Annotated in this window: 15 protein-coding genes and 1 tRNA gene; 7 read left to right on the top strand and 9 right to left on the bottom strand. The window is 70.4% G+C overall.

Annotated elements, in window-relative coordinates; genetic code table 11:
* Positions 1 to 36: 36 nt before the first annotated feature.
* Positions 37 to 576, bottom strand: coding sequence for a YaeQ family protein (locus tag ACWKZU_RS13635; RefSeq protein ID WP_449282873.1), 540 nt, complete (start codon positions 574 to 576; stop codon positions 37 to 39).
* Between the two features lie 249 nt (positions 577 to 825).
* On the opposite strand from ACWKZU_RS13635, the gene ACWKZU_RS13630 reads away from it, so the two are divergent.
* A complete protein-coding gene (locus ACWKZU_RS13630; protein WP_449282872.1) occupies positions 826 to 1,083 on the top strand; it encodes a hypothetical protein in 258 nt (85 codons plus the stop codon).
* A 156-nt stretch (positions 1,084 to 1,239) separates the two neighbouring features.
* Positions 1,240 to 1,830, top strand: coding sequence for a PepSY domain-containing protein (locus ACWKZU_RS13625; protein WP_449282871.1), 591 nt, complete (start codon positions 1,240 to 1,242; stop codon positions 1,828 to 1,830).
* Between the two features lie 82 nt (positions 1,831 to 1,912).
* On the opposite strand, the gene ACWKZU_RS13620 is transcribed toward ACWKZU_RS13625, so the two are convergent.
* Positions 1,913 to 1,986: transfer RNA gene (locus ACWKZU_RS13620), tRNA-Ile, on the bottom strand.
* 38 nt (positions 1,987 to 2,024) lie between these two features.
* Entirely contained in the window at positions 2,025 to 2,780 is a 756-nt protein-coding gene (locus tag ACWKZU_RS13615) for a FadR/GntR family transcriptional regulator (RefSeq protein ID WP_449282870.1), read from the bottom strand.
* A gap of 186 nt (positions 2,781 to 2,966) precedes the next feature.
* Between ACWKZU_RS13615 and ACWKZU_RS13610 the strand changes: the two genes are divergently transcribed.
* The 5 genes from ACWKZU_RS13610 to efeO all read left to right on the top strand — a co-directional run bounded on the left by ACWKZU_RS13610 (position 2,967) and on the right by efeO (position 7,904).
* Complete coding sequence (locus ACWKZU_RS13610; protein ID WP_449282869.1) at positions 2,967 to 4,079, top strand: ferrochelatase; 1,113 nt, start codon at positions 2,967 to 2,969, stop codon at positions 4,077 to 4,079.
* Positions 4,079 to 4,828, top strand: a complete 750-nt coding sequence (gene hemQ / locus ACWKZU_RS13605; protein ID WP_449282868.1) for a hydrogen peroxide-dependent heme synthase — start codon at positions 4,079 to 4,081, stop codon at positions 4,826 to 4,828. The genes ACWKZU_RS13610 and hemQ overlap by 1 nt, the downstream gene beginning before the upstream one ends.
* Before the next feature lie 168 nt (positions 4,829 to 4,996).
* Positions 4,997 to 5,485: a Dps family protein gene (locus ACWKZU_RS13600; protein WP_449282867.1), complete on the top strand. Its 489-nt coding sequence runs from the start codon at positions 4,997 to 4,999 to the stop codon at positions 5,483 to 5,485.
* Positions 5,486 to 5,622: 137 nt separating this feature from the next.
* Complete coding sequence (gene efeU, locus ACWKZU_RS13595; protein ID WP_449282866.1) at positions 5,623 to 6,618, top strand: iron uptake transporter permease EfeU; 996 nt, start codon at positions 5,623 to 5,625, stop codon at positions 6,616 to 6,618.
* A complete protein-coding gene (efeO, locus tag ACWKZU_RS13590) occupies positions 6,615 to 7,904 on the top strand; it encodes an iron uptake system protein EfeO (protein WP_449282865.1) in 1,290 nt (429 codons plus the stop codon). The genes efeU and efeO overlap by 4 nt, the downstream gene beginning before the upstream one ends.
* Positions 7,905 to 8,012: 108 nt before the next feature.
* Here the strand turns inward: efeO and efeB are convergent, their stop codons facing one another.
* The 6 genes from efeB to ACWKZU_RS13560 form a co-directional block, all read right to left on the bottom strand.
* A complete protein-coding gene (gene efeB / locus ACWKZU_RS13585; protein WP_449282864.1) occupies positions 8,013 to 9,359 on the bottom strand; it encodes an iron uptake transporter deferrochelatase/peroxidase subunit in 1,347 nt (448 codons plus the stop codon).
* A gap of 62 nt (positions 9,360 to 9,421) precedes the next feature.
* Entirely contained in the window at positions 9,422 to 10,177 is a 756-nt protein-coding gene (locus ACWKZU_RS13580; protein WP_449282863.1) for a glutamine amidotransferase, read from the bottom strand.
* A 149-nt stretch (positions 10,178 to 10,326) separates the two neighbouring features.
* Positions 10,327 to 11,562: a beta-ketoacyl-[acyl-carrier-protein] synthase family protein gene (locus ACWKZU_RS13575; protein ID WP_449282862.1), complete on the bottom strand. Its 1,236-nt coding sequence runs from the start codon at positions 11,560 to 11,562 to the stop codon at positions 10,327 to 10,329.
* Positions 11,563 to 11,684: 122 nt separating this feature from the next.
* Positions 11,685 to 11,933: an acyl carrier protein gene (locus tag ACWKZU_RS13570; RefSeq protein ID WP_017794148.1), complete on the bottom strand. Its 249-nt coding sequence runs from the start codon at positions 11,931 to 11,933 to the stop codon at positions 11,685 to 11,687.
* A gap of 89 nt (positions 11,934 to 12,022) precedes the next feature.
* Complete coding sequence (locus tag ACWKZU_RS13565) at positions 12,023 to 13,027, bottom strand: beta-ketoacyl-ACP synthase III (protein WP_449282861.1); 1,005 nt, start codon at positions 13,025 to 13,027, stop codon at positions 12,023 to 12,025.
* Between the two features lie 34 nt (positions 13,028 to 13,061).
* Positions 13,062 to 13,979, bottom strand: a complete 918-nt coding sequence (locus ACWKZU_RS13560) for an ACP S-malonyltransferase (protein WP_449282860.1) — start codon at positions 13,977 to 13,979, stop codon at positions 13,062 to 13,064.
* Positions 13,980 to 14,054 lie beyond the last annotated feature (75 nt).

The raw sequence follows: 14,054 nt of genomic DNA, 5'->3' as shown, positions 1-14,054 counted from the left end.
CGCCGGGACCGGCGCCGCCGCGTCCGGGCGGAGCGGCTAGCTGTACCCGTGCTCGTGCACCGCGGTGCTCAGCGCGGCGCCGTTGAGCTCGAGGTAGAGCTGGCCCTCCGTCACCGAGACGGTCAGCGCGCTGCGCCGCTCGAGCGCCGAGACGGCGTCGTCGATGAAGCCCGGGTCGAAGCTGCGCAGCACGACGTCCTCGGCGCGGTGGATGGTCTTCCCCGCCCAGGAGGCGAGCACCTTCGCCGGGTCCCGATGCGTGTAGACCGCCGCCCGGCCCGCGAGCTTGCTGCCGGCGTGCACCCGGGCCGCGTCGGGGGCGCCGACCTCGATCCACGCGGTCATCGCTCCGGTGAGGTCGCGCACGGCGACCGCCGGCTCGTCCTGGGTCGAGACCCCGCCCCCGAAGACGATGCCCTCCTCGTACTCGAGGCAGTAGGCGAGGATGCGCGTCATCATGAACGCGTCGGTCTCCGAGGGGTGGCGGGCCACGCGCATCGTGAAGCTCTCGTACACCCCGCGGTCGACGTCGGCCAGCTCCACCTCGAAGATGTGCATCGTCGAACCGATCGCCATGGCGCTCATTTCTGCGGAAGGGGGAGGGCGGGTGGATCGCGCGGGCCCGCGCCCGCGCGCGTCGGGCGATGGCGATCCCGCGCACCTCTCCGACTCGAGACGAGCCTACCCGGCACCGGCTCGACGGAGCGAACCGCGGCCGCTCCGGTCGGCACCGACCGCATCGGCGGGAGGAAATACGTATCCCCGTCGCCGGGCTGCGGGGCCGGACGTACGCTGATGCTCCGAACCCGACTCGAGGAGGAAGCGATGTCCGAGGATCTCGAGCGCCTGTCCGCGCACGGCGACGAGTTGCAGCGCGTCGCCGACCTGCTCTCCGTGCGGGTGGACATCGCCGCGCTCCTCGCGGAGGTGGGACTCGCGATCGAGGACGTCGACGGCGTCTCGATCGAGTTCGCAGGCTCCGCGGGCGAGGACGGCGACGGGGGGATGCTCACGAAGAAGCGCTGGAGGGTGTGCGCCAAGCGCGGCAGGGTCATGGTCTGCGTCGAGCGCGCCACGGCGTAGCCGCGGGTGCGCGCCCGGGCGTCGGCGGCGCGTCGCGTCCGCGGTGCGCCGTGCCTCGGCTCGATCGACATAGCCTCCGGTGACGCAGCGGCCAGGGCTCGACGGCGAAGCCCGAAGCGCGGAGACTTGAAGCACGTCAGAGTCGAGGAGGACATCATGAACGCCCCTACCAGAGTCGTCACCGGCCTCCTGTTCGGCGCCGTGCTGCTGCTGACGGCCGGATGCGCCTCCGCCACCGGGCCCTCCGCGCCGACCGTCGAGGAGTCCGCGCAGCCGGATCCGTCGCCCTCGGCGGCCGAGGACGCTCCGACGCCCGACGAGGAGCCGACCGGCGAGCCCGGGAGCGCCGACCCGGCGGTGCGCGCGGCGGAGGCCGCTCTGGCGGCCCGGCCGGGCGCGGTGATCTCCGTCGATCCGGAGAGCGGCGACGTCTGGAGCGTGCTCGTGCGCACCGAGGCCGGCGACGGGGTCGAGCTCTACGTCGACGCCGTCTCGGGCGAGGTGCGGCGTGAGCGGGGCGAAGCCCTCCCGAGTGCAGCCCGCAGCTCGGCTCCGGCGATCACCGCGGGAGCGGCGATGGACATCGCCCTCGGGGCCCTGTCCGACGGGCAGATCCGGGAGCTGGACCTCGACACCGACCGCGGTGCGATGGTCTGGGAGATCCTGGCCGGCGAGAACGGCAGGCTCATCGAGTTCTACGTGGACGCCACCACGGGAGACATCCTGAAGCAGGAGTTCGACGACTGACGTCGAACGGTCGCGCGCCGGCCGGCCGGCCGGGGCGCCGACGACGGCGACCCGGGGCGCCGGCGGGAAACGAGACGTGGAGTAGGGCGGGCGGGGCTTGAACCCGCGACCGACGGATTATGAGTCCGCTGCTCTAACCGACTGAGCTACCGCCCCTCGGGCAACCGTTCCAGCTTACCGGGTCGCCCGGGCCCTCAGGCGGCGTCCGGATCGTAGCCGGCGTCGATGAGCGAGGTGGCGCGCTCGGTGCGCGGGTTGAACTCCAGCATGTCCGTGCGCAGGCCGAGATCGCGGTCGACGTGCAGCGCCATCGAGTGCGCGGCGTTGCGCACGTCGCGGGCCTCGATCGCCTCGAGCACCGCGCCGTGATCGCGGCGCATCGTCTCGAGCGTGGTGCCGAGGATCACGCGGCCCTCGGAGCTCGCGCGCTGCAGCACGGACATCACGCCGAGGTAGAGGTCGAGCAGCAGCTTGCTGCCGCTCGCCTCGACCACGAGCAGGTGGAAGGAGCCGGGCACGGTGCTGTGATCGCAGGTGTCGACGGGCTCGTGCGGGGCCTCCCGCGCGCGGCGGTGCGCCTGGCGGAGCAGCTCGAGATGCTCCTCGCTGCGGTTGATGGCGGCGTGCTGGGCCGCCTCGATCTCGAGCGAGCGACGGTAGACCAGCACCTCCTCCAGATCGTGGTCGGCGAGGAACTCGGTGAGGATCGTGCTCACGGGCGTGCGCGAGCGCACGAACGTGCCGACGCCGGGCACGGTCTCGAGCATGCCGAAGGCCGCGAGTGAGCGGACCGCCTCTCGCACCGTCGACTTGCCCACGCCGATGAGCTCCATCAGCTCCGGCTCCTTCGGGATGAGGTCGCCGACGCCCCACTCGCTGCTCGCGATCTTGCCGCGCAGGAAATCGAGGGTGTCGCGTGCCTTCTGGGAGCCGCGCGTCGGACTTGTCATGGGGGAGTGACCTCTGGTGATGTGCGTGAAACCTGCATCAACTATAGCCAGCGCGGGCGCGCGGCAGCGGATCGGCGCCGCCCTGGCGTGGGATCCCGACCGCGCAGGGGCGGTGGGGCGAGGAGGCGCCGCAGATCAGATGTTATACATCAGATCTACAGGGACGCTGATGATACGGTGCAAGTCATGACCGAAAAAGCGCCCTCGAGCGAGACCGCACCGTACGACGCCCTCCTGCTCTGCTCCTTCGGCGGGCCGAACGGCACCGACGACGTGATCCCCTTCCTGCGCAACGTGACCCGGGGCAAGGGCATCCCCGAGGAGCGTCTGGCGGAGGTCGGCGAGCACTACCACCACTTCGACGGCCGCAGCCCGATCAACGAGCAGAACCTCGCCCTGGTCGATGCGCTGCGCGGCGAGCTGGAGACCCGCGGCATCGATCTGCCCGTGATCTGGGGCAACCGCAACTGGCACCCCTATACGGTCGACACGCTCCGCGACGCCGGCGCCTTCGGAGCGCGCCGGATCCTGACCCTCGTGACGAGCGCCTACGCCTCGTACTCGGGCAGCCGCCAGTACCGGGAGCACCTCGCGGCCGCCGTGGCCGAGCTGGGCGGGGCCGCCCCCCGCATCGACATCCTGCGCCCGTTCTTCAACGACCCGGGATTCGTCACCGCGAACATCGAGGCGATCGAGGAGGCGGCCGCCTCGCTCGACGGCGGCCTGGACGGCGCCCACGTCGTCTACGTCACGCACTCCATCCCGGACACGATGCAGGACGCCTCCGCGGTCACCGGGCCGGGGTACCGCGAGCAGCACGAGGACGTGCGCGCGACGATCGACACCGCGCTCGCGGAGCGCCTCGGCGTGCGGCTCGCGTCGTCGCTCGCGTACTGCTCGCGCTCGGGCGACCCGCGCGTCCCGTGGCTCGAGCCAGATGTCAACGACCACATCGAGGCGCTCGCGGCGCAGGGCGTGCGGAAGATCGTGATCGCCCCCATCGGCTTCATCTCCGATCACATGGAGGTGGCCTTCGACCTCGACGTCGAGGCCCTCGAGACGGCGGCCGAGCACGGCGTGCAGGCGGTGCGCGCGGGGACGGTCGGCGTGCGCCCCTCCTTCGTGGGCGGTCTCGTGGACATGATCGTGGAGCGCGCGAGGCGCGAGCGCGGAGACGCGGCGCAGGCCCGCACCGTGGGTTCGCTCGGAGCGTTCCCCGACGAGGCGCCGGCAGGGAGCTGCCGGATGCGGCACGGCGAGGTGACGGGGATCCCTGTCATCGCGGGTTCGGAGGACTGATGGAATCGGGGAAGACGCACATGGGCGAGCCGAGTACGGCGGCACGGGTCGATCATCGGCACGTCGCCGAGGAGATCAACGCCGGAGTCAATTACACGATGTACGCCGTCTACCGCGTGGAGCGCGCGGCCGCCGGGGTCGGCATCTCGCCGGCCTGGCGCGGGATCGTCCGGGGCCTGCTCGGCGAGCTCGAGGGCATCGACGGGCTCGTCACCCGCGGCTGGTACGACGTGTCGGGATATCGCGCCGATGCCGACATCCTGGTGTGGTGGCATGCGCCGACTCCCGAGGCGCTGCAGCGCGCGTATCGCACGGTGCTCGACTGGGGGAGCGGCCGCCTCGCCCCCGTGTGGTCGAACATCGGCGTGCACCGCGCCGCGGAGTTCAACCGCGGCCACGTGCCGGCGTTCCTCGCCGGCGACGAGCCCCGCGGCTACGTGTGCGTGTACCCCTTCGTGCGCGGCCGCGAGTGGTATCTGCTGCCCGACGACGAGCGCCGGGAGCTGCTCCGGGAGCACGGCGCGGCGGCGCGGGACTACGGCGATGTGCTCGCCAACACGGTTGCGGCCTTCGCGCTGGGCGACTACGAGTGGCTGCTCGCCTTCGAGGCCGACGAACTGCTGCGCATCGTCGACCTGATGCGCGAGCTGCGGGCCACGGGCGCTCGGCGCCACGTGATCGAGGAGACGCCGTTCTTCACGGGACCGCGCTGCGAGCCGCAGCAGCTGCTCGCGCGAGTGGCCGCCTGAGCGGACCGCGTCGGGATTCCCAGGCGCATCTCATGCGATTCCGCGCTTTTTTGGGCTGTCATCTGGGGAAATGTTCGCGGTAAGTGCAGGCTACCCTTGCTTGCGGTCCGCGGAAATCGGCGTACGGTTATAGATATCAGTTCTCGTACACGAAAGGGGTTCCACTCGATGGCTACCAAGCAGATTACCGTTCCCGCTGCGCAGGGCGACCTGCATCGCCCCACGGGCGTGGCGCAGTACCTCAGCCCGGTCGTGCACGATCTCGTCGCGCTGGCCGTCAACGGCAAGCAGGCCCACTGGCACGTTCGCGGCGAGAACTTCATGGGGGTGCACGAGTTCCTCGACGAGGTCGTGGCGCACGCTCAGGACGGAGCCGACGAGGTCGCCGAGCGGATCGTGGCGCTCGGCCTGCCGATCGACGCCCGCATCGGCACCGTCGCGGCGCGCACCACCACGCCGGAGCTCAGCGATGGCTTCCAGCAGTCCGACGTGACCGTCCGAGAGGTCGTGGCGCAGCTCGACGCCACTCTCGAGACCGTGTACGCGGCGGTGAAGGGGCTCGACGACATCGACCTCGTCAGCCAGGACATCGTCATCTCCCTCGCGCAGCAGCTGGACAAGGATCGCTGGTTCCTCTTCTCCCACTACGCGGAGTAAGGAGCCGGCCGGCCGTTCCGGGCTCGGGGCGTCACCCTTCGGGGTGGCGCCCCTTTTTCATGTTGCCTTCATCTGATGTTTTCTACTATGTTAATGAGGTAAGGGTCGCCTTACATTGATCACATGAAAGTACGCCCTTGTTCTTCGCCTCGTTCCTGATCGGCCTCCGCGAGGGGCTGGAAGCAGCCCTCGTCATCGGCATCCTCCTCGCCTACGTGGGCAGACTCGGACGCGGCGACGTGAAGCGCAAGATCTGGCTGGGCGTGTCGATCGCGGTGCTGCTCTCGCTCGCGCTCGGTGCGATCTTCACCTTCGGGCGCTACGGCCTCACCTTCGAGGCCCAGGAGATCATCGGCGGAACGATGTCGCTGGTCGCCGTGGCGATGATCACCTGGATGGTGTTCTGGATGATGCGCACGGCCGGCAGCCTCAAGGCCGAGCTGCAGGAGGGCGTCGATCACGCGCTGGCGATCGGCACCGGATGGGCGATCTTCTGGTTCGCGTTCGTCACGGTGGGGCGCGAGGGCATCGAGACCACGCTGCTCCTGTGGGGCTGGGCGAACAGTCCGCTCGCCTTCGGCGGAGCGCTGAGCGGCATCGCCATCGCGGTCGCCATCGGCGTCATGCTCAATCGCGGCGCACTGCGCATCAACCTGCGGGTGTTCTTCGCGTGGACGGGCGCCTTCCTGGTCATCGTCTCGGCCGGAGTGCTCGCCTACGGCATCCACGATCTCCAGGAGGCGGCCGTGCTGCCCGGCCCGTTCTCGGGCCACCCGATCACCCCCACCAACTTCCGCACCGGCGAGGTGCTCACCGGTTTCGAGGGACCGTTCTGGCTGGCGGCGTACCCCTTCGGATGGGCCTTCAACGTCGAGGACGTGATCGCCCCCAGCGGTGCTCTCGCAGCCTTCCTCAAGGGCATCTTCGGTTTCGTGCCGCTGATGAGCTGGCTCGAGGTCACGGCCTGGGCGCTCTACATCGGCATCGTGTTCCCGCTCTTCCTCAGCCGCGTGATCGCGCAGGCGCGCGCGGCCCGGGCCCCTCGCGCGAAGCCCGTCGCGCAACCCCCGATCGCGACCCCGCAGACCCCCTCAGCTCGCACCCCTGCGATTCTCACAAAGGAGACACATTGAAGAAGAAACTGTTCGTAGCGACCGGTCTCGCGACCGCGGGCGTGCTCCTGCTCGCGGGTTGCGTCCAGAACTCCGACGGCACCGACGCGGACGCGACCGGCGACCAGGCCGGCGGCGGCAACGCGCTGACCGTCAGCTCGACCGCGGACGACTGCGTGGTCTCGGCGGCCACGGTCGAAAGCGGCAACGTCACCTTCAGCATCACCAACGACGGCGACCAGACCACCGAGTTCTACCTGCTCGGCAGCGACGGCCTGCGCATCGCCGCCGAGAAGGAGAACATCGCCCCCGGGGCCTCCGCCGACCTCACCGTCGCGCTGCAGCCCGGCGACTACTTCACCGCCTGCAAGCCGGGCATGCGCGGCGCGAACGTCGGCGAGGCCGGCTTCACCGTGACGGGCGAGGAGATCGAGCTCGAGGGTGAGGATCAGGAGCTCTTCGACGCGGTCGTCGTCGACTACGTGAACTTCGTCAAGAACGAGGTCGCCGAGCTCGTGCCGAACGTCGAGACCTTCGCGAACGCCTACATCGAGGGCGACGACGAGCAGGCGAGGGATCTCTACGCCGACATCCGCGTCAACTACGAGCGGATCGAGCCCGTGGCCGAGGCGCTCGGCGTGCTCGACCCGCGCATCGACTACCGCGAGGTGGACTACATCGCCGAGGCCGAGGAGCTCGAGGGCGATGATCCCACCTTCACCGAGTGGCTCGGCTTCCACCGCATCGAGAAGGATCTCTGGCAGCCCGCCAAGGACGCGCTGAACGCCGATGGCGTGAACGCCTGGGAGGATTGGGAGCCGTCGACCCCCGAGCAGCGCAAGGTGATCGGCGAGACCCTGATCGCGGACGTGAACGAGCTGTACGACGCGGTGCACGCGGAGGACTTCATCGCGGAGCAGGGCATCAACGTCGGCACCGTCTCCAACGGCGCCATCGGCCTGCTGGAGGAGATCGCGGTGGGCAAGGTGACCGGCGAGGAGAACTGGTGGTCGCACTACGACCTGTGGGACTTCCAGGCCAACCTGCAGGGTTCGCGCATCGCCTTCGATCTCGTCGCCCCGATCGCGGAGCGCAAGAGCGCCGAGGGCGCCGAGCTCGCCGCCGAGATCGACGAGGAGTTCGACGCCCTCCAGTCGCTGCTCGATCAGTACGGCAGCCTCGAGAGCGGATACACCCTCTACGACGAGGTGACCGATGAGCAGCAGAAGGAGCTCGTGGCGCAGATCGACGCGCTTCGCGAGCCGCTGTCGAAGCTCACCGGCACGGTGCTCGGCATCGACGGCTGATCCGAGGGAATCGGGATCCCGGGCCGCCCATCGAGCTTGTCGAGATGGGCGGCCCGGGATTCGCGTTCCCCTCGCCGGTGCTCGCGCAGGATGACGAGGCAGGCGCGGCTATCCCTCGAAGAGCTGCTGCCCGATGTACTGGCCGTCCTCGATCCCCGGGGGCACGAGGTAGACGCCCGTGCCCGTGGTCTTCAGATACTCGACGAACATGTCGTCGCGGGACATGCTGCGGTGCACGCGCGAGAATCGATCGGGGGAGTTGACGAACGCGATGAAGAACAGTCCCGCATCGAGGCGCCCCTGCGCGTCGTTGCCGTCGACGAAGTTGTAGCTGCGGCGCAGCATTCTGATGCCGTCGTTGTGGTCGGGGTGCACCCGCGCCACGTGCGAGCGCTCGTCGATGAGCAGCGCGCCGTCCTCGCCCGTCGCCGCGAAGTCGGGCTCGGTGAACTCCGTGCCGCCGGAGAGCGGCGCTCCCTCGCGCTTGTCGCGTCCGGTGACCCGCTCCTGCTCGCCGAGCTGCAGGCTGTCCCACACCTCGATGGTCATGCTGATGCGGCGCGCCACCAGATAGCTGCCGCCGGCCGCCCACGGGCGGTCCGCTCCGTCGCCGATCCACACGTGCTCGTCGAGCAGGGCCGGCTCCTCGGCATGCAGATTCGCCGTGCCGTCCTTCTGCCCGAAGAGGTTGCGCGGCGTCTCCTGGGAGACGGAGGTGGAGGAGGAGCGGCCGAAGCCGAGCTGGGACCAGCGCATCTGCGCGCGCCCGAAGGCGATGCGGGTGAGGTTGCGGATCGCGTGCACGGCGACCTGCGGATCGTTCGCGCAGGCCTGCACGCAGAGGTCTCCGAACGACCGCGCCGGATCCATGAAGTCGTTGGTCATCTTCGGCAGCTCGGCGAAGTCGCCCGGGCGCCGGGCGGCGATCCCGAACCGGTCCTCGCCCTCCGCGGTCTCGAAGAGGCTGGAGCCGAAGCCGAAGGTGATGGTGAGCCCGGCGGGGGAGATGCCGACCGCCTCGCCGGTGTCGTCCGGGGGCATGTACTCCCCGCCGTCGAACGCGCCGGCGACGCTGATCTCGAGTCCCTGGGTGAGTCGGCTGGCCGCGTAGGTCCAGTCCTGCAGCAGTTCGATGAGCTCCGCACGGGTGGTGCGGGCCGCGACGTCGAACGCGGCGAAGTGCATCTGGTCCTGGGACGGGGTGATGATGCCCGCCTGATGGGGCCCGTAGAACGGGTAGCTGAGTTCGTGGCCGCCCGATCCCGAGGCGCGGCTCACGGTTGTCAGCGCGACCGCGGCGCCGGCGCCGAGGGCGACCCCGGCCGCTCCTCCGCCGAGCAGCGCGAGCGCACCGCGCCGGGAGAGGCCGCGCGGTGGCGCGGGCGTCCGCGCGTCTGCGGGATCCGGGCTCCCCGCGCGGTCGGGCGCGGCGGGGGCGCGACGCATCGGGGGCATTGCCACATTCTATCGCACTTCATCATATGAATGCGTGCGGAGGCCCGCGCTCAGACTGAGGGTCAGGCTGCGGTGACCGTGGTGCGGGAGTCGAGATACTCCTCGACGAAACGGCCGAGCACCATGTGCGAGGCCCGCACGTCGGCGCTCTCGACCCGCTCGATGATGGCGTCGACCTCGGCGGGGTCGAAGTAGCCGTGATCCGCGTAGGCGCGCACGCGCGAGCTGAACGAGGCGGTGTCGAGCTCGGGGTGGAACTGCGTGGCGTAGACGTTGCGACCGACGCGGAAGGCCTGCACCGGGCAGCTCGGCGAGCTCGCGAGCACGTTGATGCTCGGCGGCACCTCGGCGATCGCCTCCTTGTGGCCGACGAAGGCCTCGAACTCGGGCGGCAGCTGGTAGAACAGCGGGTCCTCGAGCCCGGCCGGCGTGAGGCCGATGCGGACGGCCTGCGAGGTCTCGCCGTAGGTGCGATCCACCCTGGCCCCCTGGTGCGCCCCGATCGTGCCGATGCCGTAGCAGACCCCGAGGAACGGGAAGTCGTGCCGCACCACGTCGTCGAGCAGCCGGGCGAGCTCGCCCTCCACGCGCAGCTCGGTGGGGGACTTGCGTTCGACGGGCTCGCTCACGGTGAACGGGCTGCCGGCGAGGATGATCCCCGAGTAGCGCGTGAAGTCGACCGCGCCGAGCGGCCCCCGATCGATGCGCCGCCACTCGAGCTCCTCGGGGAGCAGGCCCGTCAGGCGACAGTACGCGGCGTGCTCGTCGGCAGCCTCGGTGTCCTCCCCCCGGGTCGTGATGAGCAGGAACGGCTTCATGGGATCTACCGTACCTCCACGAAGCCGTTCCCGTGCCCGGGTATCGAAGTATTACACCGGCGGAACGGCGCAGTCGCAGCACCCGCGGGCGCGGATCCTGCGACTGCGTTCGCCGCGCTCGCCCCGCGCGGGATGACGGGTGAATCCCTCTACACCGAGCGGATGGCGACGACGGCGTTGTGGCCCCCGAACCCGAAGGAGTTCGAGATGGCCAGCTGGGGGCCGTCGCCGAGCGGCCGCGCCTCGGAGGAGACGGAGAGCGGGATGTCGGGATCCTGGTCGACGAGGTTGATCGTCGGGGGCGCCACGCGGTTCTGCACGGCGAGCACGGTGAACACGGCCTCCAGTGCGCCCGTTCCGCCGAGCAGGTGCCCCGTGGACGCCTTCGTGGCCGAGACCGGGATCTCCTTCACGCGGTCGCCGAAGACGCGGTGCAGCGCCGTGTACTCGGCGATGTCGCCGACCGGGGTCGAGGTGGCGTGGGCATTGACGTGGGTGACCTGATCCGGCGTGGCGCCGGCGGCCTCGAGCGCGAGCAGCACGGCCCGGCTCGCGCCCTTGCCCTCGGGCTCGGGCGCCGTGATGTGGTACGAGTCGGCGGTGACGCCGCCGCCCGCGATCTCCGCGTAGATCCGCGCGCCGCGGGCGAGCGCGTGCTCCTCGGTCTCGAGCACGAGCGCCGCGGCGCCCTCGCCCATGACGAAGCCGTCTCGGGCGGTGTCGTAGGGGCGCGAGGCGACCGCCGGATCGTCGTTGCGCTTCGAGAGCGCCTGCATCGACGAGAAGGCGGCGAGGGTGATGGGGTGGATCGTCGACTCGGATCCACCGGCGATGACGACGTCGGCGAAGCCGGCCTGGAGATGCTCGAATGCGTTGACGAGCGACTCGGTGCTCGAGGCGCAGGCCGAGGCGACGGTGCGCGCGTAGGCGCGGGCCTCGAAGTGCATGGACACGGCCGCCGCGGGCGCGTTGGGCATGAGCATCGGAACGGTCAGCGGCATGACCCGGCGCGGGCCCTTCTCGCGGAGGGTGTCCCAGGCGTCGAGCAGCGACCAGAGGCCGCCGATCCCGGTGGCCCAGTCGACGCCGAAGCGCTCGGATGCCACCTCGGGGCTGCCCGCGTCGGCGAAGGCCTCCTGCGCGGCGATGAGCGCGAACTGGCTGGAGGGGTCGAGCCGCTTGGCGACCGGGCGCTCCAGCACCTCCGAGGGTCGCACCTTCGCCTCGGCGGCGAAGCGGACCGGCAGGTCGTACTGCTCGACCCAGTCGTGGTCGAGGCTGCGGGCTCCGGACTCGCCCTGCAGCAGGGCCTCCCAGCTCTCGGGGGCGGTGCCGCCGATCGGGGAGGAGGCGCCGATGCCGGTGACGACAATCTTCTTGGTCATGTTTGCTGGCTCCGCGTGATCGTGTGGAACGAGTGGGTTCCGGAGGCGCGCGACGCGCCGGGGAAGACGGTGGGGTGCGAGGCTGGGAGGCGGGATCGTGTCCCGCCTCCCGATCGCAGTGCTTAGGCCTGGGCCTTGACGATGAAGTCGACGGCGTCGCCGACGGTCTTGAGGTTCTTGACCTCCTCGTCGGGGATCTTGACGTCGAACTTCTCCTCGGCGTTGACGACGATCGTCATCATCGAGATCGAGTCGATGTCGAGGTCGTCGGTGAAGGACTTGTCGAGGGCGACGACGTCGGCCGCGATCCCCGTCTCATCGTTGATGAGCTCCGCCAGACCTGCGAGGACCTCTTCGTTGCTGAATGCCATGGTGTGTTTCTCCTTGGATATGGGTTGTGGCTGTAGAAGTTTACGTGCGGATCGCGCCGGCTCGGCACCGACGCGCGCGAGCGCTCGGCTCAGGGGATCTCCACGACCTGCGCGCCGTACACGAGGCCGGCGCCGAAGCCGATCGTGAGCGCGAGGCCACCGGAGAGCTCGGGGTGCTCCGCTCGCAGCGCGTGCATCGCGAGCGGCACCGAGGCCGCCGAGGTGTTGCCCTGCATCTCGATGTCGCGGGCGACGAGGACGCTCTCCGGCAGCTTGAGCTGCTTCGCGAACTCGTCGACGATGCGCATGTTGGCCTGGTGGGGGATGAACGCGGCGAGGTCGCCGGGCTCGAGCCCCGAGACCTCGAGGGTGCGACGCGCGACCTTCGCCATCTCCCACACGGCCCAGCGGAACACGGTCTGCCCGTCCTGCCGCAGGGTGGGCCAGGGCACCTCGCCCGGGTTACTGCGGTACTCCTCGAACGTCGAGGTCATGCGGATCGCGTCCCACTTCTCGCCGTCGGAGCCCCACACGGTGGGGCCGATGCCGGGGTGGTCGCTCGCCCCCACGATCACGGCGCCGGCGCCGTCGCCCAGCAGGAACGAGATGCTGCGGTCGGCCGGATCGACGATGTCGGAGAGCTTCTCCGAGCCGATGACGAGCACGTTCCGGCAGGTGCCCGCGCGCACGAGGGCGTCGGCCTGGGCCACGCCGTAGACGTAGCCGGCGCACGCCGCCGAGATGTCGAATGCGGCCGCCGGGGTCAGTCCCAGGCGGTACGCCGCGAGTGCGGCCATCGAGGGGGTCACGGCGACGTTCGAGATGGTCGAGATGATCACGCCGTCGATCTCCGAGCGGTCGAGCCCGGACTCGGCGATCGCCTCCTCGCCGGCGGCGACGGCGAGATCGACCGCTCCGATCGACGCGCTCGCGCGGCGGCGCTGCACGATGCCGGTGCGCTGACGGATCCACTCGTCGGAGGAGTCGATCGGTCCGACCAGATCGTCGTTGGGCACGTCGAGATCTCCGCGAGCGGCCCCGAGGGCGAGGATCCGCGTGTGCGCGGGACCCGTGGGCTGCACCAGTGATGCCATGGGCGTGAGTCCTTTCGTCAGGCTGTGTGCCGGTCTAGGCGGCGTCGGCGAGGAGCGCGACCGCGGCGTCGAGATCGGCGGGGGACTTGATCGCGACGCTCGGCACGCCCTTGAGCGCCCGCTTCGCGATGCCGGTGAGCGCGCCGGCGGGGGCGAGCTCGACGAGTCCCGTGATGCCGGCCTGCTGGAAGCTCTCCATGCACGCGTCCCACCGCACCGGGTTCGCCACCTGCGAGACGAGCAGCTCGACGAAGCGCGCGCCGTCGGACACGCGCGCGCCGTCGGCGTTGCTCCAGACGGGATGCTTCGGATCGGCGGGGGAGACGGCCTCGGCGGCCTCGCGCAGCACCGGGATCGCGCTCGCCATGTAGTCCGTGTGGAAGGCCCCGGCGACCTGCAGCGGGATCACCCGGGCGCCGCGCGGTGCGTCCTCGGCCAGCCCGGCCAGCGCGTCCAGCGCACCGGCCGCGACGATCTGGCCGCCGCCGTTGCGGTTGGCCGGGGTGAGGCCGTGTGCCTCGATCTTCGCGAGCACGTCGGCCTCGACCCCGCCGACCACGGCGGACATCCCCGTCCGGGCCTGCGCGGCGGCGCGGGCCATGGCGCGCCCGCGCACGCCCACGAGCTGCAGAGCCTCTCCTTCAGAGAGGATGCCCGCGGCGGCGGCGGCTGCGAACTCGCCGACCGAGTGGCCCGCCACACCGGCGTCGCCGAGTGCGGTGCGGGCCGACAGCTCGCGCCACGCCAGCAGGCTGGCGGCCACGATGAGCGGCTGGGCCACCGCGGTGTCGCGGATGGTGTCGGCGTCGCTCACGGTGCCGTGCTGCACGAGATCCACGCCGGCGCGCTCCGAGGCCTCGCCGAGGAAGTCCCGAGCGCCGGGGAGCTCGAGCCACTCGTTCAGGAATCCGGGGGTCTGTGAGCCCTGTCCAGGGCATGCGATGACAATCACGTGTTCAAGTTTCTCAGATCGGGGCGTGGGATCCTGCATATTCTCCATCATGTTCCGCGGAAAATGTTGTCGGAA

The organism is Leucobacter sp. (assembly GCF_053528595.1).
The sequence above is the reverse complement of the archived record's forward strand: the minus strand, read 5'-3'. Positions and strand labels throughout refer to the sequence as shown.

Coding starts and splice junctions, on each gene's coding strand:
- ACWKZU_RS13635 (WP_449282873.1), bottom strand. CDS start 576: ATGGCGATCGGTTCGACGATGCACATCTTCGAGGTGGAGCTGGCCGAC.
- ACWKZU_RS13630 (WP_449282872.1), top strand. CDS start 826: ATGTCCGAGGATCTCGAGCGCCTGTCCGCGCACGGCGACGAGTTGCAG.
- ACWKZU_RS13625 (WP_449282871.1), top strand. CDS start 1,240: ATGAACGCCCCTACCAGAGTCGTCACCGGCCTCCTGTTCGGCGCCGTG.
- ACWKZU_RS13615 (WP_449282870.1), bottom strand. CDS start 2,780: ATGACAAGTCCGACGCGCGGCTCCCAGAAGGCACGCGACACCCTCGAT.
- ACWKZU_RS13610 (WP_449282869.1), top strand. CDS start 2,967: ATGACCGAAAAAGCGCCCTCGAGCGAGACCGCACCGTACGACGCCCTC.
- hemQ (WP_449282868.1), top strand. CDS start 4,079: ATGGAATCGGGGAAGACGCACATGGGCGAGCCGAGTACGGCGGCACGG.
- ACWKZU_RS13600 (WP_449282867.1), top strand. CDS start 4,997: ATGGCTACCAAGCAGATTACCGTTCCCGCTGCGCAGGGCGACCTGCAT.
- efeB (WP_449282864.1), bottom strand. CDS start 9,359: ATGCCCCCGATGCGTCGCGCCCCCGCCGCGCCCGACCGCGCGGGGAGC.
- ACWKZU_RS13580 (WP_449282863.1), bottom strand. CDS start 10,177: ATGAAGCCGTTCCTGCTCATCACGACCCGGGGGGAGGACACCGAGGCT.
- ACWKZU_RS13575 (WP_449282862.1), bottom strand. CDS start 11,562: ATGACCAAGAAGATTGTCGTCACCGGCATCGGCGCCTCCTCCCCGATC.
- ACWKZU_RS13570 (WP_017794148.1), bottom strand. CDS start 11,933: ATGGCATTCAGCAACGAAGAGGTCCTCGCAGGTCTGGCGGAGCTCATC.
- ACWKZU_RS13565 (WP_449282861.1), bottom strand. CDS start 13,027: ATGGCATCACTGGTGCAGCCCACGGGTCCCGCGCACACGCGGATCCTC.